Source organism: Nocardia sp. NBC_00511 (genome assembly GCF_045161165.1).
Lineage (GTDB): Bacteria > Actinomycetota > Actinomycetes > Mycobacteriales > Mycobacteriaceae > Nocardia.
Map to the genome: position 1 here is coordinate 14,074 of NZ_CP107849.1, position 19,000 is coordinate 33,073.

Here is a 19,000-nt window from a genome sequence, read left to right on the forward strand (position 1 = left end):
CCTGACACAATCGCTGCCATGCGCGTATACCTGGGTGCCGACCATGCCGGCTTCGAACTGAAGAATCACGTCAAGGCCCACCTCGAGGGTCAGGGCCACGAGGTCGTCGACTGCGGCGCGCTGGAATACGACGCCCTCGACGACTACCCGGCGTTCTGCATCGAGGCCGCGCGCCGCACCGTCGCCGACCCCGGTTCGCTGGGCTTCGTCTTCGGCGGTTCCGGCAATGGCGAACAGATTGCCGCCAACAAGGTTCCGGGCGCGCGCTGCGCCCTCGGCTGGAGCGTGGAGACCGCCCAGCTCGCCCGCCAGCACAACAACGCGCAGCTGCTCGGCATCGGCGGCCGCATGCACTCCACCGAGGAAGCCCTCGCCATCGTCGACGCCTTCGTCACCACCGCGTGGTCGGACGAGGCCCGACACCAGCGTCGCATCGACATCCTCGCCGAGTACGAGAAGACCGGCGTCCCCCCGGCCCTCCCCAACTGACCTGTGCCGGAAGGCCATACGCTGCACCGACTGGCGAAGCAGCACCATCAGCGCTTCGCCGGCGGGCAGGTCCGAGTATCCAGCCCGCAGGGCCGCTTCGCCGACGGCGCGGCCCTGATCGACGGGCGCGTGCTGACGCGCGCGGAAGCGTGGGGCAAACACCTGCTCCACCACTATGATTCGGGCGTCAGCCTGCACATCCACCTGGGGCTGTACGGCAAGTTCTCCGAATCCTCGGTGCCCATGGACCCGCCCGTCGGTGAGGTCCGGATGCGGCTGATCGGCGGCGGCCGGTCCGGTGAATTCCACGGCACCGACCTGCGCGGGCCCACCGCCTGCGAGATCCTGCAGCCGCCCGAGGTCGAAGCCCTCACCGCCCGCCTCGGCCCGGACCCGCTGCGCCGCGACGCCGACCCCGAGCGTGCATGGGCTCGAATCAGCCGCTCCCAGCGCTCGATCGGCGCACTGCTGATGGATCAGCAGGTCCTCGCCGGAGTCGGCAACGTTTATCGAGCGGAAATCCTTTTCCGCCACAACATCTCACCGCACCGCCCCGGAAAGTCGTTGACCCGCACCGAATGGGACGCCATCTGGGCCGACCTGGTCGAGCTCATGAAGGTCGGCGTGCGCCGCGGCAAAATGCACGTGGTCCGCCCGGAGCACGACCACGGCGCTGCTTCCTACGCCGCCGATCGTCCCCGCACGTATGTCTACCGCCGAGTCGGCGACCCTTGTCGACTCTGCGGCACTCCGGTTCTGCACTCGGTCATGGACGCCCGAAACCTGTTCTGGTGCCCCACCTGTCAGCCGTCCTGATCGCCGACGCGCGTGGGTACCCGGAAACGGAAAAGGTCTCGAAACCATTGGTTCCGAGACCTTTTCGCAGTAGCGGGGACAGGATTCGAACCTGCGATCTGTGTCAGGACTCCGTAGCGGCGTCGGTCGGCTCGGCCTCGGCCGCCGGCTGCTTGTGCGCGGCCAGGAACTCGTCGACGATGCGAACGTGGTCGCTGTGGGTGGCGCGGGCGGCCCCGACCAGTCGGCCGTAGGCGATCGGGCCGACCAGTTGCGCGACCGCCGCGGGCACGTTGCCCGCACCGAGCGCCGCACGGCCCTCTTCGGTCGCGAACAACTCCTCGAACGGCTGGCGGTAGTGGTAGTTCAACGCCAGCCGGAACATGTCGGCCTTGCTCATTGGCGCGCTCAAATCGACCGGGGTGCCGGCGGCGAGCCAGGTCAGGGCCACCTTGCGCACCGGTGCGGCGTGGATGACCTCGGCCTGGCGGTCGAGCAGTTCGATCAGCCGGTCGCGAACCGGCCCCGCGTCGGGTGCGGTCGCCACCGGCACCAGGGCGCGGTGCAGCGCGGCCGTTCCCGCCATGACCCCCTTGCCGAGGTACTGGTACATGGACTTCTTGGCGGCCTTCTTGCGCTCGCCGTACAGGTAGATCGCCAGCGGCTTCAAGCCACCTGATTTGACCAGTGTCACCACCGCGCGCAACTGATCGGCCCGCGTCATCGGCGCCTGCGGGGTCTCCGCCTGGCGGGTGTCTTCGGTGGTCTCGGTGGTCATCGGGATCCTTTCATCCACAACCCGCCGCCACTGCTCCGGCAGGAAATCCACCACCGATCTTACGTACGGTCGTTTCATACACTCGGGCGCACCGGAGCAGGTCCGGGGTCGAACCGATTTCCCGTTGCCCGAATGGGATTGGAAGCAAGCCGAGCCGACTTCCGGATCGTTCGGCTGCCAGCATGCCCAGCTACATCCTGGTCATGGCCGATCGTAGACCCGTCGATGCCATTTTGCGGCAGCGTGAACGCTGGCGAGATGGTGCGCGAGCAGGTCGGACGCACCGGCTCGCGCGAAGGCGCGCACTCGTCGATCCTGTTGCGGTCCAATCGGTTCCGCAACCTGCTGGCTCCCGGATCCGGGTGGCGCTGCTCGCGGTCCCGAAAGGGATTTATTCTGCTGGGTTTTTTCAATAGACGCATGCGTACCTGCCTGTTTATCTACATTGGTCACACGTCCAGGTGATCTCTGAGGGTTCGAGTTCCCGCTTGGTGCGAGAGGGGGTTTCGGTGCCGGCGAGGGTGCTACGCGCACGCCGATTCGGTGGATGCTCCTCGGTGATCACCGGGACGAACCTCCCTGTCGCTCGAAAGTTGTTGTAGAACAACAAAAGTCGAGCCGGGGTGCAGTGGCGGAGCAGCAGGTGACAGCCAGTGCCTGCCTCATCCTCCAGAGAATCACACGAGAGCAGCTACACCATGCGAAAAACTCTTCTGATCACCGCTTTCATCGGCATCACACTCGCCGCCGGAGCAGCACCCGCGGGCGCCGAGCCGCTCACCGTGGACACTCCGAGCGCGACCCCGGTCGACACCACGACCCAACCCGCGGGCCAGTCCTGCGTGGACGGATTCCTCAGCGGCTCAGCCAAATCCGGCGCGACCGGCTCGGTCACCGGCTCGGCGGTCGGCTACCTCGGCGGCTCCAGCGGCGGCCCCGAGGCCGGTTCCGCGGCCGGATTGGCCAACGGCATCATCTCCGGCCTGGCCAGCGGCTCCGGCGGCGGCCTCGCCACCTGCGCCCTGGACGAGCTGGGCAACGATGCCCCCGGCACCCTCACCGGCTCGACCAGCGGCCCGGGCAAGGGCTACCTGACCGGCTCCGCCAGCGGCTTCAACTCCGGTTCCAGGAGTGGCCTGCCCGCCGGGCTGGGACTGAGCATCCTGTCCGGCCTGTTCGGAGTATTGACCAGCGGCTCGAGTCAGTAATCGGACCGGGCATCGGTTCCCGCGGTGCGGCCGACCCGGCCGCATCGCGGGCATCGATGCCAGGTGCTCGATCGTGGCGCGGTGAACGGTGCTGTGCGGCAGCGGTATCGGGATCGCGGCGGTCGTCTTCGGGGTCGCATCTTCATCCGGTATAGAAGTGCGCATGACACGCATCGGCGTCACCGGGCACATGAACATCACTGCCGACTCGATTCCGCTGATCTACGCCGAGATCTCCCGTCTGCTTGCCGACGCGGGCGATCCGGCCGAACTGGTAGGTGTCAGCTGCATCGCGCGTGGGGCCGACAGTGTCTTCGCGCAAGCGGTACTCGATGCGGGTGGCCGACTGGAAGTTGTTCTCCCGTCACGCAATTACCGCCAACGCAAGGTCAATCCGGACCACGCCGACCTGTTCGACACGTTGGTGTCCCGCGCCGCGAACGTGCGCGTGATGGACTTCGACGAGGCAGGCGCCGAAGCCTACGAAGCTGCCAACGAAGCCGTGGTCGGAACCTGCGACCGGCTGATCGCAGTGTGGGACGGCAAGACCGGCGAGCAAGGCGGAACGGGCACAGTCGTCGAACTCGCCAGGAACAGAAGTCTTCCCGTCGACATCGTCTGGCCGGACGGCGCGCTTCGCGGGTAGTCGCCCCATCACGCCCGGGCCGGGTATCGAACCAGGGCCACCGCCGGAACCCGACCTGGCGTCAGGCTCTCGGGCGCGATCCCGCGAGGGCGGCGGACAGTGCGCGCGGACGTCCGTCTCGCGCGACTTGCTGTGCGTCAGTCCGGCAGCCAGTGCAGCTCGTGGGCCAGGGTTTTGGCGACGGTGCGGATGCGGTGGTGCAGTGGTGACTGCTCGCGCGGGAGAACCAGGTGGAAGGTCAAGGTGGGTGCGCCCCGCAGTGGTCGCCAGGTGAGACCGGATGGTAGTGCCGTGATCGCGGTTTCACCGGCCGGGGCGAGGGTGAGGCCGTCGCGTAGATCGTGCTGGAACATGTCGAAAGAGACTGCGGGCGTGTGGAATCGGAGATCCGGTCGGGTGTCGCGGAACAGTGCGGACAGCTGATCGTGGATCGCGGGGTTGGCGGTACGGTCGGGGAGTCGCAGTGGGTACGCGGCGGCGTCGGTGATTGCGATCTCCGGGTGCTCGGCCAGCGGATGATGCTGTGCCAGTTGGACTCCGATGCGCACACGCCGCAGCAGGTACCGGCGCACGCCACGACCCGGCTGTTCACCACGCGTGATTCCCGCATCGATGCGGCCGTCGGCGACGGCGCGGGAGATCTCCGGTGTCGTCATCGGAACCGCGCCGACCTCGAGTCCCGGGCTGTCGTGAATCAGCCTGTCCACCAGGGCCGGTGCCGTCCCGGCCCCCGCACTGAGGCTGTATCCGATGCGCATGGTGCCCAGTTCACCGGCCCCCGCACTGCGGGCGGTATGCCATGCTCGGTCCAGCGCCGCCAGTGCGGGCGGTGCTGACTCCGCCAAAGCCGCACCGGCCGTGGTCAATTCGACGCTGCGCGTGTTGCGAACCAGCAGGCTGGTGCCGAGTTCCGCCTCCAATCGGCGCATCCGGGCACTGAGCGCGGGCTGTGCGATACCGATCCGGGCGGCCGCGCGGGTGAAGTTCAACTCCTGCGCCAGCACCAGGAAGTACCGCAGGCTCACCGTATCCGGTGCCACGTGCCCTCCCTGCCGATTGATAACGATCCGTTCTGAGTCTATCTCGGACCGGTCTTTCCCTCGCCCACGCATCAAGCCCTAACCTGCGCATATGACGATTCAACCGATCGCGGTACCGGATACCGCACTCACACACACCGACACTGATCTGGGCGGAGGTCGTCGTGCATAAGTTGTTGGTCCTGTATCCCGAGCCCGTCGACCCCGACCACTTCCGCGACTACTACGTGACCAAACATCTTCCGCTGGTAATGGATTGGCCCGGGCTGCTCGCGTGGCGCTACAGCTTCGACGTGGCGGCGAAGCGGGGAGAATCGCCGTACTTCGCGGTCTTCGAAGCCGACTTCGCCGACGCCGACGCCATGGCCGCGGCACAGGCGTCGCCGGCCGGCCAGCAGGCGGCCGCCGATGTCGTCAACTACGCGACCGGCGGCGTGGTCGTCATCGACTATCCGGTGCGGGACAGCATCGCCTGAGGCAGGACGGGACGCGTTCGGTCGCCCGGCGCGTCCACGTCCGGCTGTCGGCCGAATCGGCAATGACTGGACGGTCAGAGGCTGGTGGATACGGTGGCGAACTCGCCTGCGGTTGCCAAGGCGATGTCCTCCTCCACCTCGTGCGGGGTGAGGCGGCGACCGGCCTGCTTCAGGCCGAAGGCTGCCAGTAGGGCGGCCAGGGCGAAGAAGACCGCCCCGGTGAGGAATGCGATGCGGTAGGCGCCCTCGGCGGGGAGGGCGATGATCGCGCCGTTGGGGAGGGCGTGGCCGAGGGTGTCACTGGTGAGGATCGTGACGACGAGGGCGCTGCCGATGGCGCCGCCCACGGTGCGCATGATCGAGTTGATGGAGTTGGCGATGCCGGTTTCATGAGGGGCCACGTTGGCGACCAGCAGGGCGGGCATGGCGGCGTAGGCGATGGCGATGGCGGCGTTCGCGATCACCAGGGCGACAACGACTTCCGCGCTGGAGGTGTGGAGCAGGGCCAGGGAGGTCAGGGCGCATAGGCCGATGACGCTGGCGATGAGCAGGACGTAGCGGGGGCCGATGCGACCCACCAGGCGGCCCGCGATCGGGCCCATCAGAACCGAGGCGATGGCGCCGGGGAGCATGAAGGCGACGCTGGTGCGCAGGACGGAAGCGTCGAAGCCGAAGCCCGCCAACGCTCTCGGAGTCGCCACGAAGTAGGTCGCGCCGAGGAAGACGCTGAACATCGCGAAGCCGACGCAGAAACTGGCCAGGTTGGTCATAGCGACAGGGCGGTGCGCCAGCAGCGACGTGGCCACCAGGGGCTCACGCAGCTTCGACTGCAGCAGTAGGAATCCGGCCAGCACTACCACGGAGGCGATGAACAGGCCGATGACTCGTGCACTGCCCCAACCCCATTCGTGACCCTGCGAGATCGGCAGCAGCAGGCAGACCAGGCCCAGGCCGAGTACCGCGGCACCGAAGTAGTCGACGCGGCCGCCCTGACCCGCGCGGCGCGGGATGGTGATGAACGCCAGCGCCAGGACGACGACGGTCAGGATGACGCACAGCCAGAAGATGCGGCGGTAGTCCGCGCCGCCCTGCGTGAGCAGCCCGGTCGCCACCAGGGCGACACCGCTGCCGACACCCAGGGTGGAGGCGGTGACGGCCAGCGCGCCGGTGAGGCGCTGCGGCGGGAGTTCGTGGCGCAGCACGCTGATCGCCAGCGGGAAGAGGCCGAAACTCGCTCCCTGCAAAGCCCTTCCGACGATCAGCAGGTCGATGCTGTGGGCCGAGGCGGCGATCACGCTGCCCGCGAGCGTCACCACCAGGGTCGCCAGCACGATCGGCTTGTGGCCGTAGACGTCGCCGAGGCGTCCGAGCAGTGGCGTCAGCGCGGAGGCGGCCAGCATGGTCGCGGTCGTCACCCAGCCGACGGTGGTCGCCGAGACGCCGAGCTGCATGCCGATCTGCGGCAGGGCGGGCACGGGCAGGGTCTGGACCAGGGCCAGGAGGAACACGGTGCTGGCCATGGTCAGCACGATCGCGGTCGGCGAGGCGGCGCGCCGAGGCTCGAGCGGGGAGGTCATTCGGGGGACGCTACGCCAGAATTGACACAGTGTCGATTATGATTGACGACACGTCCACAAGGGGAATGGAAAGCGCTCTATGGTGAGGTCATGGCGCAGCAGGGTGAACCCAAGGTGACCGAGGCCCGAGGCGCGACCGAGGGCGTCCGCCGCCGCGGCGCCATGTCCAAGGGTGATCAGCGCGAGGCCCAGATCTTGGACGCGACCCGTGCGCTGCTGACGAACAAGTCGATGGCCAAGTTGACCGTCGACGACATCACCCACTCGACCGGCATCTCACGCACCGGCTTCTACTTCTATTTCCCGTCCAAGCAGGCCGTGCTCGCCCGCCTGATGGAGGACGTGAGCGACCGCTACGCGCAGACCCACGTCTGGCTGCCGTCCACCGGCCCGCAGCGCGAGCTCCTGCACGCCCAGCTGCTCGGGGCGGCCGAGGTCTGGCACGACAACAATCCGATCCTGGTCTGCTCACTCGAGGGCTACGACAGCAACTACCCGCCGCTGACCGAATTCCTCGCCGCCATGCAGGCCCGGTTCACCAGCGGCCTGGCCGCCAAGATCGACCGTGACCGCGCCGCCGGACTCGCGCCCGGCGGCATCGACTCGGCCACGCTCGCGACCCTCGTCGCCCTCATGCGCGACGGGCGTCTGTCGCAGCTGTCCGCGACGCCCGAGGGTGAGGTGGCCGATGGCATCGACGACCTCACCGAGGCGATCCTGCGCTTGGTCTACGGCCGCCTGGATTGACGGCGGCTCGTTGCCGGAAAACGGCGACTATGCCTGAATGACTTCGACATTCGCCAGTGCGTTGAACGAGTCGCAACTCGCCCACGACTGGTTCTGTCCATATTGCACGGGGCCGTACTTCCAATAGGTGAATGGAACGGGCCAGGCGATGCAGGTGAGTTTCACCTGATGCCAAGTGGGAAGCTCGCAGGTGGACATTCCGCCGGTATTGAAGATGTTGTACACCTGGCAGTTGGCCTGCCATACCGGGACGTCAGCCGAGGCAACCCCGCTGGTGGCGAACATGGTTCCCGCCGCCGCAGTGACGACGACCGCACTGGCAGCAAGCCGCTTCGCAGATAGCATTCCGACCTCCTGAATTGGATATGTGCTCAGAACATCGCACGCTGAAAGCCCTCGTTACTTTATGTGTTGCGAGGCGACAAAGTAGTGAAACAGCCTCGGCTGGGCATCGAAAGGCGCATCCATTCGTTACAGGAATCGAATTCCCGTCGGCGCGATCAGCGGCTTTTCCTCGCCGCGCGCAGCAGGTCTCGGTTGAGGCGGCCGATGACGTCCTGGGGGATTTCCTTCGGGCAGGCGAGAGTGCATTCACCGGTGTTGGTGCAGCCGCCGAAGCCCAAATCGTCATGGGTGTCGAGCATTTCGGTGACGCGGGAATAGCGTTCGGGTTGGCCCTGGGGGAGCAGGCCGAGGTGGACGACCTTGGCGGCGGTGAAGAGCATGGCGGAGCCGTTGGGGCAGGCGGCCACACAGGCGCCGCAGCCGATGCATTCGGCGGCCTGGAAAGCGAAGTCGGCGTCGGCTTTCGGGACCGGGACCGAATGGGCTTCGGGGGCGGCGCCGGTGGGGGCGGTGATGTAACCGCCGGATTGGATGATCTTGTCGAAGGCGGAGCGGTCGACGACCAGATCCTTGACGATGGGAAAAGCCTTGGCGCGCCACGGTTCCACCGTGATGGTCTCGCCGTCGGTGAACTTGTGCATGTGGAGTTGGCAGGTGGTGGTCGCCTGCTCGGGTCCGTGCGGGGTGCCGTCGATGACCAGTGAGCACATGCCGCAGATGCCCTCGCGGCAGTCGTGATCGAAGGCGACGGGCTCCTCGCCGTCGCCGGTCAACTGTTCGTTGAGGACGTCGAGCATCTCCAGAAACGAAGCGTCGGGCGAGATTTCGACCGGATAGTCGACCAGCCTGCCCCGGTCGGCGTTGTTCCGCTGCCGCCAGATGCGCAGGGTGAGCTTCATGGGAGACACCGCCTTACTTGTAGGACCGGGTGGTCGGGTGGACGTAGTCGAACTCCAGGGGTTCGCGGTGCAGGGTGGGTGGCTCACTGGCGCCGGTCCACTCCCAGGCGGCGACGTAGGAGAAGTTCGCGTCGTCGCGCTCGGCTTCGCCGTCGGCAGTGCGGGATTCGGCGCGGAAGTGGCCGCCCGCGGATTCGGTGCGGTGCAGGGCGTCGAGAACCATGAGTTCGGCCAGTTCCAGGAAGTCGGCCACCCGGCCCGCGCGCTCCAGCGACTGGTTGAGATCGTCGCCGGAACCGGGCACATTGACGCGTTCCCAGAACTCCGCGCGCAGAGCTGGAATCAGTTCGAGGGCCTTGCGCAGGCCTTCCTCGGTGCGTTCCATGCCGCAGTGCTCCCACATGATGTGGCCGAGTTCGCGGTGGAAGGAGTCGACGGTGCGGTCGCCTTCGACGGCGAGGAGCCGGTCGATCATCGAGGTCACGCGGGCTTCGGCCGCCGCGATCGCCGCGGCGGGAACCTCCGAAGTCGTTGTGCGGGCGAGGTAGTCGCCGATCGTCGTCGGCAGCACGAAGTACCCGTCCGCCAGGCCCTGCATCAGCGCCGAGGCGCCCAGCCGGTTCGCGCCGTGGTCGGAGAAGTTGGCCTCGCCGATCACGAACAGGCCGGGGATGGTGGATCGCAGGTCGTAGTCGACCCACAGGCCGCCCATCGTGTAGTGCACGGCGGGGTAGATGCGCATCGGACGCTGGTACGGATTCTCGCCGGTGATCCGCTCGTACATGGTGAAGAGGTTGCCGTACTTGGCTTGCACCGCGTCCAGGCCGAGGCGCTCGATCGCGTCCGCGAAATCGAGGTAGACGCCGAGCCCGCCGGGGCCGACGCCGCGGCCCTCGTCGCAGACGTTCTTGGCTGCGCGAGAAGCGATATCGCGGGGGACCAGGTTGCCGAAGGCCGGGTAGATGCGTTCGAGGTAGTAGTCGCGCTCGGCTTCTGGGATCTCGGCGGGCGCGCGGTGGTCGCCGACCTGCCGAGGAACCCACACCCGCCCGTCGTTGCGCAGCGATTCCGACATCAGGGTCAGCTTCGACTGATGATCGCCCGAGACCGGGATGCAGGTCGGATGGATCTGCGTGAAACACGGATTCGCGAAGTACCCGCCGTGCTTGTGCGCACGCCACGAGGCCGTGACGTTCGAGCCCATGGCATTGGTCGAGAGGAAGTAGACATTGCTGTAGCCGCCGGAGGCCAGCACCACCGCATCGGCTGTGTAGGAACGGATTTCACCGGTGACGAGGTCGCGAACCACCACCCCGCGAGCCACACCCTCGGACATGATCAGATCCAGCATTTCGTGGCGGGCATGCAATTCGACAGTGCCAGCGTCGATTTGGCGCATCAGGGCTTGGTACGCGCCCAGCAGGAGCTGCTGCCCGGTCTGGCCGCGAGCGTAGAAGGTGCGGGAAACCTGGGTGCCACCGAACGAACGGTTGTCGAGCAGGCCGCCGTACTCGCGGGCGAACGGAACACCCTGCGCCACACACTGATCGATGATCTGTGTCGAAATCTCCGCCAGTCGGTGCACATTCGACTCCCGCGACCGGTAATCGCCGCCCTTGACCGTGTCGTAGAACAGGCGGTGCACGCTGTCGCCGTCATTGCGATAGTTCTTGGCGGCATTGATACCGCCCTGCGCCGCAATCGAATGCGCACGCCGCGGCGAATCCTGGAAGCAGAACTGGATGACGTGATAGCCCTGCTCGCCCAGGGTGGCTCCGGCCGACCCGCCCGCCAGGCCGGTGCCGATCACGATGATCGTCTTCTTGCGCTTGTTGGCGGGATTGACCAGCTTGGCCTCGAATTTACGCGTGGTCCAGCGGTCGACGATCGGCCCGCCCGGAGCCCTGGTGTCGGCGATCGGATCACCGATCCGGTAGCGGTTCTCGCTCATTATTACTTCACCCATCCGAAGGAGACGGCGATCGGGACGGCCAGGAATCCGGCCACCAGCAGCGGGGAGACGACGGCCGCGAGCAGGTCGTAGCGGGCGCGACGCGGTCCGTCGGCCAAGCCCAATGTTTGGAAGGCACTGCGGATTCCGTGCCGGAGATGCACGCCGACCATCACCACCGCGACGATGTAGAACAGCGTGATGTACCAGCGTTCCGGTGCGAAGTCGGCGACGACCCGGTCGTAGGGAGTCGCGTTGCCGCCCTTGGGATTCACCGCACCGAAGGTCAGATCCAGCAGGTGCCAGACCAGGAACAGCACGATGATGACACCGCCGTACCGCATGGTCCGCGCGGCATAACCGGCGGCGTGCGACTTCTTGCCCGCCGCGTACCTGACCGGCCGGGCCCGACGCGCGATGCGGGCCAGTGACACCGCCGCCCACATGTGCAGGATCACGCTCACACCCAGCACGAGCTCCAGGCCCGTCAGCAACCAGCGGCCCGGCAGCGCGGGCTCGCCCAGCGTCCGCAGCCACGCGGCGTAGTGGTTGAAGGTCGATGCCCCGAGGAACACCTTGAGATTGCCCGCCATATGGGCGACCAGAAACAGTACGAGGATGCCGCCCGTCACCGCCATCACGGCCTTCTTACCCACCGTGGAGCGGTACAGCGGCGCCAATGCGATAGCCACGAGCGGACGGTACGTCCGTGGAAATCGGCCGGTCCAAGTCCGCGGCGCTCTGGTCACCATGACCGCAGGCTATGCAGCGAGCTGCGGCCGAAATTACTACGCCTCGTAGGGGATTGAGCGCGTGACACCTTTCACACGGGCCGGGATACGCGGCGTGATCCTGCTCTCGGAACCGGCACCCGCACGATCGCGGATCTAGGTTGTCGATGGTGCAGCTGCAGCAATTGACGTACTTCCTCGGCGTGGCCCGGACCAGGCACTTCACCCAGGCCGCCGAGGCGCTGGGCGTCGCGCAGCCGTCGCTGTCCAAGCAGCTGCGGGCCCTGGAGGACGAGCTCGGCGCGCCGCTGTTCAGCCGGGCGCGCGGCAATATCAGCCTGACACCCGCCGGTGAGGCGCTGCTGCCGCTGGCCAACCGCATCCTCGCCGACGTCGACACCGCGCGGCTCGAGGTGCAGGAACTCGCCGGACTGCGACGCGGCCGGGTGCGGCTCGGGGCGACGCCGTCACTGTGCGTCGGACTGCTGGCCGACGTGCTGCGGCGCTACCACGACACCTACCCGGGCATCGGGCTCGTCGTCGAGGAAGGCGGATCCCGCGACCTGGTGCGGGAATTGACCAGGGGCGCAATCGATCTCGCCCTGGTGATCCTGCCGCTCGCCGAGGACACCCCGCTGGCCACCACCCCGATCCTGCGCGAAGACCTGATGGTCGCCACCCGGATCGGCGACACCTCGATCCCGAACCGAGCCCACCTGCGCATCACCGACCTGCGCGACAAACCCCTGGTGATGTTCCGCCCCGGCTACGACCTGCGCGAGGCGACGATCGCCGCCTGCCGCAACGCCGGATTCGAACCACGCTTCGCCGTCGAAGGCGGAGAGATGGACGCGGTCCTGCGATTCGTGGAAGTGGGACTCGGTATGGCGGTGGTGCCGAGCACGGTACTGGCCGGACGCCCCGGGCTACGCGGCATCCCGCTATCCCTCGACGGAAGTTCCCGAAGCCTTTACCGCACAGTCGCGCTCGCACACCGCAAGGACGTCGAACCCACCCACGCCGCCACCGCCTTCCGCGCGACGCTCGAAGACTTCCTCTTCGACGCGGCCGCTCACGGCATCCTGCCGCCCGGCGTGGAACTGTTGTCGACGCCGGACGGTCCGGTTGCGCTCACCCAGCGGGAAGCACACGCGGCCAGGTGAACTCGGCTAGGTGGCGCTCGCCGATGCCGGGGTGCGGCGGGTGCGTAGCCGCACCAGTTGCCACACGCCCGCCACGATCAACGCCGCGGCGACGAGGATGTAGACGTCACCGCCGAGGTGCTCCCACCACGTCCAATGCAGTTCCCGGTGCTTGCCATTGGGGACCAGGCCGGGGCCGATCAGGAAGACGGCGGCGACACCGGCGATGGTGGCATACACGCCGACACCGGGTTTCGTGGTCGCCCAGGCGACGGCGGTGACCAGGGCCGGCGCCACCCACACCCAGTGGTGGGTCCAGGAGATCGGTGAGATCAGCAGCAGCACAGCCGCATTCACCAGCAGGGCGGTGACCGGGAGGACCGAGGCGGTGTCGCGGGCGGTGGCCTGCTCCAGGGTGAACAGGTAGCGCATCAGCGCCGCACCGGCGACGACGACCACCAGGGCCACTCCCAGCCAGACCGCGATCGCGGTCGAACCGGTGAAGCCCAGGCGGAACACCATGCCCTTGATCGACTGGTTGCTCACGTAGTCGGGCGAACCGATGCGGCCGGTGTCGCTGACCGCATGGAACCAGTAGTCGCGGGATTCCCTGGGGAACAACAGGAATCCGGACAGGATCACGGTCGCGGAGGTCGCCGTGGCGGTGGCGGCCGCCTTCCAGTCCTTGCGGATCAGGAAGTACAGGATGAACGCGGCAGGGGTCAGTTTGGTAACTGCGGCGATGCCGACGAGCAGTCCGCGCGGCCAACGAGGCTTGGGCGTCAGGCAATCCAGCGCCACCGCCGCCATCAACACCAGGTTCACCTGACCGAACCACAGGGTGATCCGGACTGGTTCGATCGCCAGCAGCGCGACCGCCGCGGCCGTGGTCAGCATGGTCTTGGCGCGCGGATCGAGATCCGGTCGGACGCGGGAAAGCACCAGCCACACCGTGATCGCCAGGCAGAGCAGGGAACTCGCCGTCACCAGCAGCTCCGCCAGCCACAGCGGGATCACGGCCAGCGGAATCATCAGGATCGCCGCGGACGGGGGATAGGTGAACGGCAGGTCGGTGTGCCCGGCGACCGGCAGCGTCGGACCGTAGAGGGCATGGTGATGCAGCCATGCCCGGGTACCGACCCGGTACACCTGCAGGTCCAGGAATCCGTGCATGGCCGAGAAGATCAGCGCGATAGCCACCGACAGCACGACACCGAGCACGATCGGGATGCGGGGTACATAGCGATTGTCGTCCGGCTTGGTCCAACGCAGCATGTTTCGCTGCCCCGCCCGCATCGTGATCATCAGGCAGACACTAACCTTTCGGGCTTCACACCAGATTTCTGGATTGCGTTGTGAGAGTTGCTAGTCGATGGCTGGTTCGGGTAGGCGCCGTTCGCCCCATCGCGTGTTCCGGCCGCCCCACAGCGCGATCCGGCTACCCGGTGCGGCGAACCAGGTCGCATAGAAGATGAACGTAACCGTTGCCAGCCCACCGAGCACGACGAATCCCGCCGGGATCGGATGTTCGGCCATGGCGACGGCCAGGAAACGATACGACAGCAGCAGTCCGGCCAGCACACTGACGCCCAGGCCGACGATCCGGACCCGATACCGATCCCAGCCGCGCTCCGGTTCCCGCAGCGCGGACTCGACGGTCAGGCACAGCACGATGCCCGCCACCAGATCGCAACCGTAGTGGTAGCCGAAGCCGAGCGTCGCCAGCAGGGTGCAGACCAGCCAGAAGCCTCCCGCCCAGCGCAGCCAGCGGGGAGCGTTGCGGGAATGGATGAACAGCGCGGTCGCCCACGCCGAATGCATCGACGGCATGCAGTTGCGGGCGGTGGCCGAATCGAACTGCATCGGACGCGGCGAGAACGACAGCGCGGGCAGCGTGTGCGGCCAATCCGCCAGCTGCAGGCCGTGACCGAGCGGCCCGTAGGCGAAGACCGGGCCGACGACCGGGAACAGCACGTAGCCGAGCGGGCCGATCACGCCCAGCACCAGGAAGGTTCGCAACAGGTTGTGCCGGGGCCACGGGCTCGTCGTGACGTGCCGCAGCTGCCACACCGCGACCACGACGGCGGCCACCGGCAGCTGGATGTAGACGACGTGCAGGATGTTGGAGGGGATCGGGCCCAGGGCGTCGAGCGCCTGCCCGACCAGCCAGGCCGGTTCCCCGAGGGCGCGGTCGGCGAGCTGGACGTACTGATCGAGTACCCGCGGTCCGGCGATGATGCTCACCAGCAGCCAGGTGTCGGCCAGTTTCGAGGCCATGATCAGCAGCACGCCGAAGGCGATGGCGTGCAACGCGGTTCGTCGCTGCGACTCCGGCCAGCGGCACACCACCACGATGAGTGCGGTGAGCGCCAGCGTCGGACCGGTGCCGATCGACACGTGCCAGCCGCAGGCGGCCTGCAGTGCCAGCACCAGACCGTCGAGGACGGCGGCCGCGCCGAGACTCAGCATGCGGTTTCGCGCCGGGACGCCGATGCAGGCCAGGCCGAGTCCCGCCCACGACACCGCGGCCGATTGCGGATTGCCCAGATAGTCGTCGAGCAGGCTGTGCAGTGGGCCGAGCACGTGGTGCATCGAGGCCCAGATCTGTGCCGCGAGCAGCGCGATCAGCGCCGCCACCGCTGCGGTGGCAGGCAAAATCCGCGATCCGGTGCCGCCGCCGGCCATCGACGACGAGCCGGAAACGTTCATCTCGTGGTCGACCAGCACTGTAAATCACTAACACAGAGGAAACGGAGGCACAACATCCGGTTACTGTTTCGGCGGGTATCGGCCAGACACGCCGGGGAGCAATCGCTTGGCCGGGTTTTGCGGCGTCCGTGTCGTTCACCCGCAGTTCTTCTGGCCAACTGACCAGGTGGAAGGCGGGGCGCCCGGTCGGTGGAGGGTGACGCGCTGCACTGTCACGGCAGCGGTACGCCACCCTCCGACCGACGACGCGGGGCAAGCCCGGCTCAGGCGGTGGGGGAGACGGATTCGGTGGACTGCCAGGCGTAGCCGTCCGGATCGGTGAACGAGGGGCCGGTGCCGGTGAGCGCGATCCGGTGCGATCCGGTGCCCTCCGCAGCGACGCCGCCCTCCTTGGCGAGCGCCTTGTGCTTGTAGAGGGCGAGTTTCCACGCGCCGGAAGCGAATTCGACGTACATGCCGGGGAAGCTCTTGGCCACGGTGACACCGTGCTCGACATAGCTCTTCTTGGCGGCGGCCATATCGGCGACGCCGAGCAGGATCACCAGATCGTCGACGGTGCGGCTGATCGGCGCGGTGTCCTTCTTGGCCGAGCAGGCGACCTTCCAGATCGAGCCGTCCGGGGCCTGCAGCACCCCGGCGTAGCCCCACATCGACTTGGTGATGGGCTTCAGGACGGTGGCCCCGGCCGCGACCGCGGCGTCGACGAACGCGGACACATTGCCCGGCTGTGCGGTGACGATCGACAGGATGTAGCCGCGGAAGCCGGTCGACGGGGCATCGGACTGCCGGAACCGCAGCGTGTCGCCGAGTCCGAAAGCCTTGTCGTAGAACGCCTTCGCGGCGGCGGTGTCGGTGACGTCGAGGGTGATTGCTTCGATGTTGTTCATGCCGATAACGCTAATTTCCCACCCCACCCGGACGCTTCTCGATTCCTGATCGGTCCGCCACGCCGGGTTTCCCCAGCGCGTTAACCCCGGCGCACCACCCCGCGATCTTGATCCGGGGGACGCGCCGTCCCTCGTGCAGACACGACAGGAACCACACATGCGCAAGATCATCACCGTCGCCGTACTCGCCATGGCAGTGGCGGGCGGCACGGCAGTGACCGCTTCCGCCCAGCCGGTCGCCACCATCCAAAAGCAGTCCCCCGCTTCGGAATCCACCCTGCAGGCCGCCCTCACCGACTACACCCACCACATCGGCGAGACGTACACCGTCTACGGCAAGATGTACAACGTCACCTCCGACAGCCACGCCGCCTTCGTCACCGCGGGTCGCACCGACACCCCCGCCCTCGACGGCACCTCGGCCGAACTCACCGGCTCCGCCGTCAACGGCGTCAACGAGGACGACCTCTTCACCGCCTCGGTCACCATCACCGGCAACGAGATCCTCGGCGACGCCGAAGTCCACGTGAACACCCTGCAGATCACCGGCCACTACACCTACTGACCGGCGCCGCCCCGGCTCGCCCCCGATCCGAGCCGGGGCCTCCAACCGTTCGCCCGAGACCCCGTGCCGCCGGTATCATCTGCCCCCGAGAACGTTCGAACATCTGGGGGGACAATGTTTCTGGCCAAATTCTGGCGTCTACTGGTGGCCTTCGCCGCCATCGGCCTCGGCGGCGCCATCTGCCAATACATCACACCGATACTGGGCATCATCGTCATCGTCGCCATGATCATCGGCGGCGTCCACGTCGAAAACCGCTACATCCTCCGCCGCGGCCGACCAGCTCCGGCCCCCGCCCACCACCCGAGCGCCGAAAGCTCGGTGCCGCAACCCTCGCGCGGATACCCACCGACCGTCTGACTCGACGTCGAATGTGAAAAAGCCTCCGTGCCAAACCTGTTGCAGGTCGGTTGCGGAGGCTCGTCGATTGGTCGGGTCGAAATCTGGTCGGGGTGACAGGATTTGAACCTGCGACCCTCCGCTCCCAAAGCGGATGCGCTACCAAGCTGCGCTACACCCCGTTGCGACCCGCGAGGGGTCTAGAGCGGGTGACGGGAATCGAACCCGCACCATCAGCTTGGAAGGCTGAGGTTCTACCATTGAACTACACCCGCGTGCACCACTTCTCTTGTGCGATGAGCACTGTACCGAACCTCACTCCCGGAATGCCAATCCGGCTGGGTTCGTGCACGTCGGGGCCGGTCGGGTCGGGGGTTCGGCGCGTCGCGGAAAACATGCCGAAATCGGGTGTAACGCAGAGGTCGCGGGAGCGATGTCATCTCCGTCGCCATTCGCGAGACAGTGGGATCCTGTTAGGAAACAGGGGTTTTCGATGTCGGGTGGCTTGCTAGGATCCTTTTTGTCCGGACGGGGGTATCTGGAAAGGGGGCGGTGAGCGTGCACCTCGAGTGTGGCCGACCGCGTGTTAGTGAGTTCGACCTGATTCGCAAGAAGCTCGAAAAGGGCGTGACCGGTGAGAACGCCGGCCCGATCAGCAGTTACGCAGGGTGAGCGCGCATGCCCATCCGTCTCGACACCCGGACCTCCGCGATCGTCGCGGCCACCATCCGGGAATGGGTGCGGTCAGTGCACCCGAGCAGTGCGGCCGGCTCCGTGCCCGCCGACCACGTACAGCGCATTTTCGGGCACGTGATCGATGATCTGCTGGAATTGGCGGGCTCCGAACCGTTTCCGGTGCAGGCCGCGCGCCGCGTCGGCCGCCGGTTGGCCGAATCGCCGTTCGACCGGACCCGCATGCTCGCGCCCGCCAGCCGGGCGCTGCTCGGACTCTCACCGGGCGACCCGGGTTCGCTGATCGCCACCCGCTGGCCGTTCATCGCCAGCCAGGCCATCGACGCGTATGCCGAAGCGCTGCAGCAGCGGGCGCTCGCGCAGCAGGAACGCAGCCTGTCGGAGGCGGTGTCGGTGCGGGTGCAGGAGATCGCGGCGCTGCAGACGCGGCTGCGGCACGACGCCACCCACGACGCGCTCACCGACCTGGCCAACCGGTCGCTGTTGCAGGAGCGGGTGCGGGTGATGGCCACCGATCCGGTGCGCGGAGTCGGGCTGATGCTCATCGATCTCGACGACTTCAAGCAGATCAACGACGGCTACGGGCACAGCGTCGGTGACGAGGTACTGGTCACCATCGCCCAGCGGCTGCGTTCGACCTGCCCGCCCGAGACCGTGATCGCCCGCTACGGCGGCGACGAATTCGTGGTCGCGCTGCCCGCTCGCCGCAACGCGCTCGCCGAACTGGCGATGCGGGTGCTGACCGCGCTGTGCGAACCCGTGCACACCGCGTCGGGCCCGGTTCCGGCGTCGGCGAGCGTCGGCACCGCGTACTGCCCGCCCGGCCGCGACTGCGACTTCTCCGACCTGCTGCGCAGCGCGGACCGCGCCATGTACTCGGCGAAAACCGCGGGCAAACGCCAATTCGCGGTATCGGAACTCGACGCCGAGGAGGTTGATCCAGCAAGACGCGACACGCGCTTTGCCGCAGTGGCCGGTTGATC

The 19,000-nt window shown here is 67.2% G+C and carries 20 protein-coding genes and 2 tRNA genes; 10 read left to right on the forward strand and 12 right to left on the reverse strand.

Annotation, left to right across the window (positions count from 1 at the left end; genetic code table 11):
* The first annotated feature begins 18 nt into the window (after window positions 1–18).
* Both OG300_RS00090 and OG300_RS00095 read left to right on the forward strand, forming a co-directional pair.
* Window positions 19–489: a ribose-5-phosphate isomerase gene (locus OG300_RS00090; protein WP_405490802.1), complete on the forward strand. Its 471-nt coding sequence runs from the start codon at window positions 19–21 to the stop codon at window positions 487–489.
* A gap of 3 nt (window positions 490–492) precedes the next feature.
* Window positions 493–1,305 carry an Fpg/Nei family DNA glycosylase gene (locus OG300_RS00095; protein ID WP_405490804.1) on the forward strand — a complete coding sequence of 271 codons (813 nt, stop codon included), beginning with the start codon at window positions 493–495 and terminating at the stop codon, window positions 1,303–1,305.
* Window positions 1,306–1,408: 103 nt separating this feature from the next.
* Here OG300_RS00095 and OG300_RS00100 read toward each other — a convergent pair whose 3' ends face one another.
* The gene (locus OG300_RS00100) at window positions 1,409–2,062 is read right to left on the reverse strand and encodes a hypothetical protein (RefSeq protein ID WP_405490806.1); all 654 of its coding nucleotides are present in this window, start codon (window positions 2,060–2,062) and stop codon (window positions 1,409–1,411) included.
* A 698-nt stretch (window positions 2,063–2,760) separates the two neighbouring features.
* Here OG300_RS00100 and OG300_RS00105 point away from each other — a divergent pair.
* Both OG300_RS00105 and OG300_RS00110 read left to right on the forward strand, forming a co-directional pair.
* Window positions 2,761–3,270: a hypothetical protein gene (locus tag OG300_RS00105; RefSeq protein ID WP_405490808.1), complete on the forward strand. Its 510-nt coding sequence runs from the start codon at window positions 2,761–2,763 to the stop codon at window positions 3,268–3,270.
* 163 nt (window positions 3,271–3,433) lie between these two features.
* A complete protein-coding gene (locus tag OG300_RS00110) occupies window positions 3,434–3,916 on the forward strand; it encodes a hypothetical protein (protein ID WP_405490810.1) in 483 nt (160 codons plus the stop codon).
* Window positions 3,917–4,053: 137 nt separating this feature from the next.
* Here OG300_RS00110 and OG300_RS00115 read toward each other — a convergent pair whose 3' ends face one another.
* The gene (locus tag OG300_RS00115) at window positions 4,054–4,956 is read right to left on the reverse strand and encodes a LysR family transcriptional regulator (RefSeq protein WP_405490812.1); all 903 of its coding nucleotides are present in this window, start codon (window positions 4,954–4,956) and stop codon (window positions 4,054–4,056) included.
* A 164-nt stretch (window positions 4,957–5,120) separates the two neighbouring features.
* Here OG300_RS00115 and OG300_RS00120 point away from each other — a divergent pair, with 164 nt between their 5' ends.
* Window positions 5,121–5,432: an EthD family reductase gene (locus OG300_RS00120; RefSeq protein ID WP_405490814.1), complete on the forward strand. Its 312-nt coding sequence runs from the start codon at window positions 5,121–5,123 to the stop codon at window positions 5,430–5,432.
* A gap of 74 nt (window positions 5,433–5,506) precedes the next feature.
* Here OG300_RS00120 and OG300_RS00125 read toward each other — a convergent pair whose 3' ends face one another.
* Complete coding sequence (locus tag OG300_RS00125; protein WP_405490816.1) at window positions 5,507–7,009, reverse strand: MFS transporter; 1,503 nt, start codon at window positions 7,007–7,009, stop codon at window positions 5,507–5,509.
* A 90-nt stretch (window positions 7,010–7,099) separates the two neighbouring features.
* Here OG300_RS00125 and OG300_RS00130 point away from each other — a divergent pair, with 90 nt between their 5' ends.
* Window positions 7,100–7,756 carry a TetR/AcrR family transcriptional regulator gene (locus tag OG300_RS00130; protein ID WP_405490818.1) on the forward strand — a complete coding sequence of 219 codons (657 nt, stop codon included), beginning with the start codon at window positions 7,100–7,102 and terminating at the stop codon, window positions 7,754–7,756.
* A 27-nt stretch (window positions 7,757–7,783) separates the two neighbouring features.
* On the opposite strand, the gene OG300_RS00135 is transcribed toward OG300_RS00130, so the two are convergent.
* The 4 genes from OG300_RS00135 to OG300_RS00150 form a co-directional block, all read right to left on the reverse strand.
* Entirely contained in the window at window positions 7,784–8,101 is a 318-nt protein-coding gene (locus OG300_RS00135; RefSeq protein WP_405490820.1) for a hypothetical protein, read from the reverse strand.
* Window positions 8,102–8,256: 155 nt separating this feature from the next.
* A complete protein-coding gene (locus OG300_RS00140) occupies window positions 8,257–9,000 on the reverse strand; it encodes a succinate dehydrogenase/fumarate reductase iron-sulfur subunit (protein ID WP_405490822.1) in 744 nt (247 codons plus the stop codon).
* 13 nt (window positions 9,001–9,013) lie between these two features.
* Complete coding sequence (locus tag OG300_RS00145) at window positions 9,014–10,951, reverse strand: fumarate reductase/succinate dehydrogenase flavoprotein subunit (protein ID WP_405490823.1); 1,938 nt, start codon at window positions 10,949–10,951, stop codon at window positions 9,014–9,016.
* 2 nt (window positions 10,952–10,953) lie between these two features.
* Window positions 10,954–11,643 carry a succinate dehydrogenase cytochrome b subunit gene (locus OG300_RS00150; RefSeq protein WP_405490825.1) on the reverse strand — a complete coding sequence of 230 codons (690 nt, stop codon included), beginning with the start codon at window positions 11,641–11,643 and terminating at the stop codon, window positions 10,954–10,956.
* A gap of 206 nt (window positions 11,644–11,849) precedes the next feature.
* Between OG300_RS00150 and OG300_RS00155 the strand changes: the two genes are divergently transcribed.
* Window positions 11,850–12,845, forward strand: coding sequence for a LysR family transcriptional regulator (locus tag OG300_RS00155; RefSeq protein ID WP_405490827.1), 996 nt, complete (start codon window positions 11,850–11,852; stop codon window positions 12,843–12,845).
* 6 nt (window positions 12,846–12,851) lie between these two features.
* On the opposite strand, the gene OG300_RS00160 is transcribed toward OG300_RS00155, so the two are convergent.
* The 3 genes from OG300_RS00160 to OG300_RS00170 all read right to left on the reverse strand — a co-directional run bounded on the left by OG300_RS00160 (window position 12,852) and on the right by OG300_RS00170 (window position 16,420).
* On the reverse strand, window positions 12,852–14,129 hold the full coding sequence (locus tag OG300_RS00160) for a glycosyltransferase 87 family protein (RefSeq protein WP_405490829.1): 1,278 nt from the start codon (window positions 14,127–14,129) through the stop codon (window positions 12,852–12,854).
* A gap of 60 nt (window positions 14,130–14,189) precedes the next feature.
* Window positions 14,190–15,509: a phosphatase PAP2 family protein gene (locus tag OG300_RS00165; RefSeq protein ID WP_405498861.1), complete on the reverse strand. Its 1,320-nt coding sequence runs from the start codon at window positions 15,507–15,509 to the stop codon at window positions 14,190–14,192.
* A gap of 287 nt (window positions 15,510–15,796) precedes the next feature.
* Entirely contained in the window at window positions 15,797–16,420 is a 624-nt protein-coding gene (locus OG300_RS00170) for a glyoxalase (protein ID WP_405490831.1), read from the reverse strand.
* 157 nt (window positions 16,421–16,577) lie between these two features.
* Between OG300_RS00170 and OG300_RS00175 the strand changes: the two genes are divergently transcribed.
* Both OG300_RS00175 and OG300_RS00180 read left to right on the forward strand, forming a co-directional pair.
* Window positions 16,578–16,985, forward strand: coding sequence for a hypothetical protein (locus OG300_RS00175; RefSeq protein WP_405490833.1), 408 nt, complete (start codon window positions 16,578–16,580; stop codon window positions 16,983–16,985).
* Window positions 16,986–17,099: 114 nt separating this feature from the next.
* Complete coding sequence (locus OG300_RS00180; RefSeq protein WP_405490835.1) at window positions 17,100–17,345, forward strand: hypothetical protein; 246 nt, start codon at window positions 17,100–17,102, stop codon at window positions 17,343–17,345.
* A gap of 84 nt (window positions 17,346–17,429) precedes the next feature.
* Here OG300_RS00180 and OG300_RS00185 read toward each other — a convergent pair.
* A tRNA-Pro gene (locus OG300_RS00185) sits at window positions 17,430–17,506 on the reverse strand.
* Between the two features lie 22 nt (window positions 17,507–17,528).
* Window positions 17,529–17,599: transfer RNA gene (locus OG300_RS00190), tRNA-Gly, on the reverse strand.
* A 403-nt stretch (window positions 17,600–18,002) separates the two neighbouring features.
* On the opposite strand from OG300_RS00190, the gene OG300_RS00195 reads away from it, so the two are divergent.
* On the forward strand, window positions 18,003–18,998 hold the full coding sequence (locus tag OG300_RS00195) for a diguanylate cyclase domain-containing protein (protein WP_405490837.1): 996 nt from the start codon (window positions 18,003–18,005) through the stop codon (window positions 18,996–18,998).
* The last annotated feature ends 2 nt before the right edge of the window (window positions 18,999–19,000 follow it).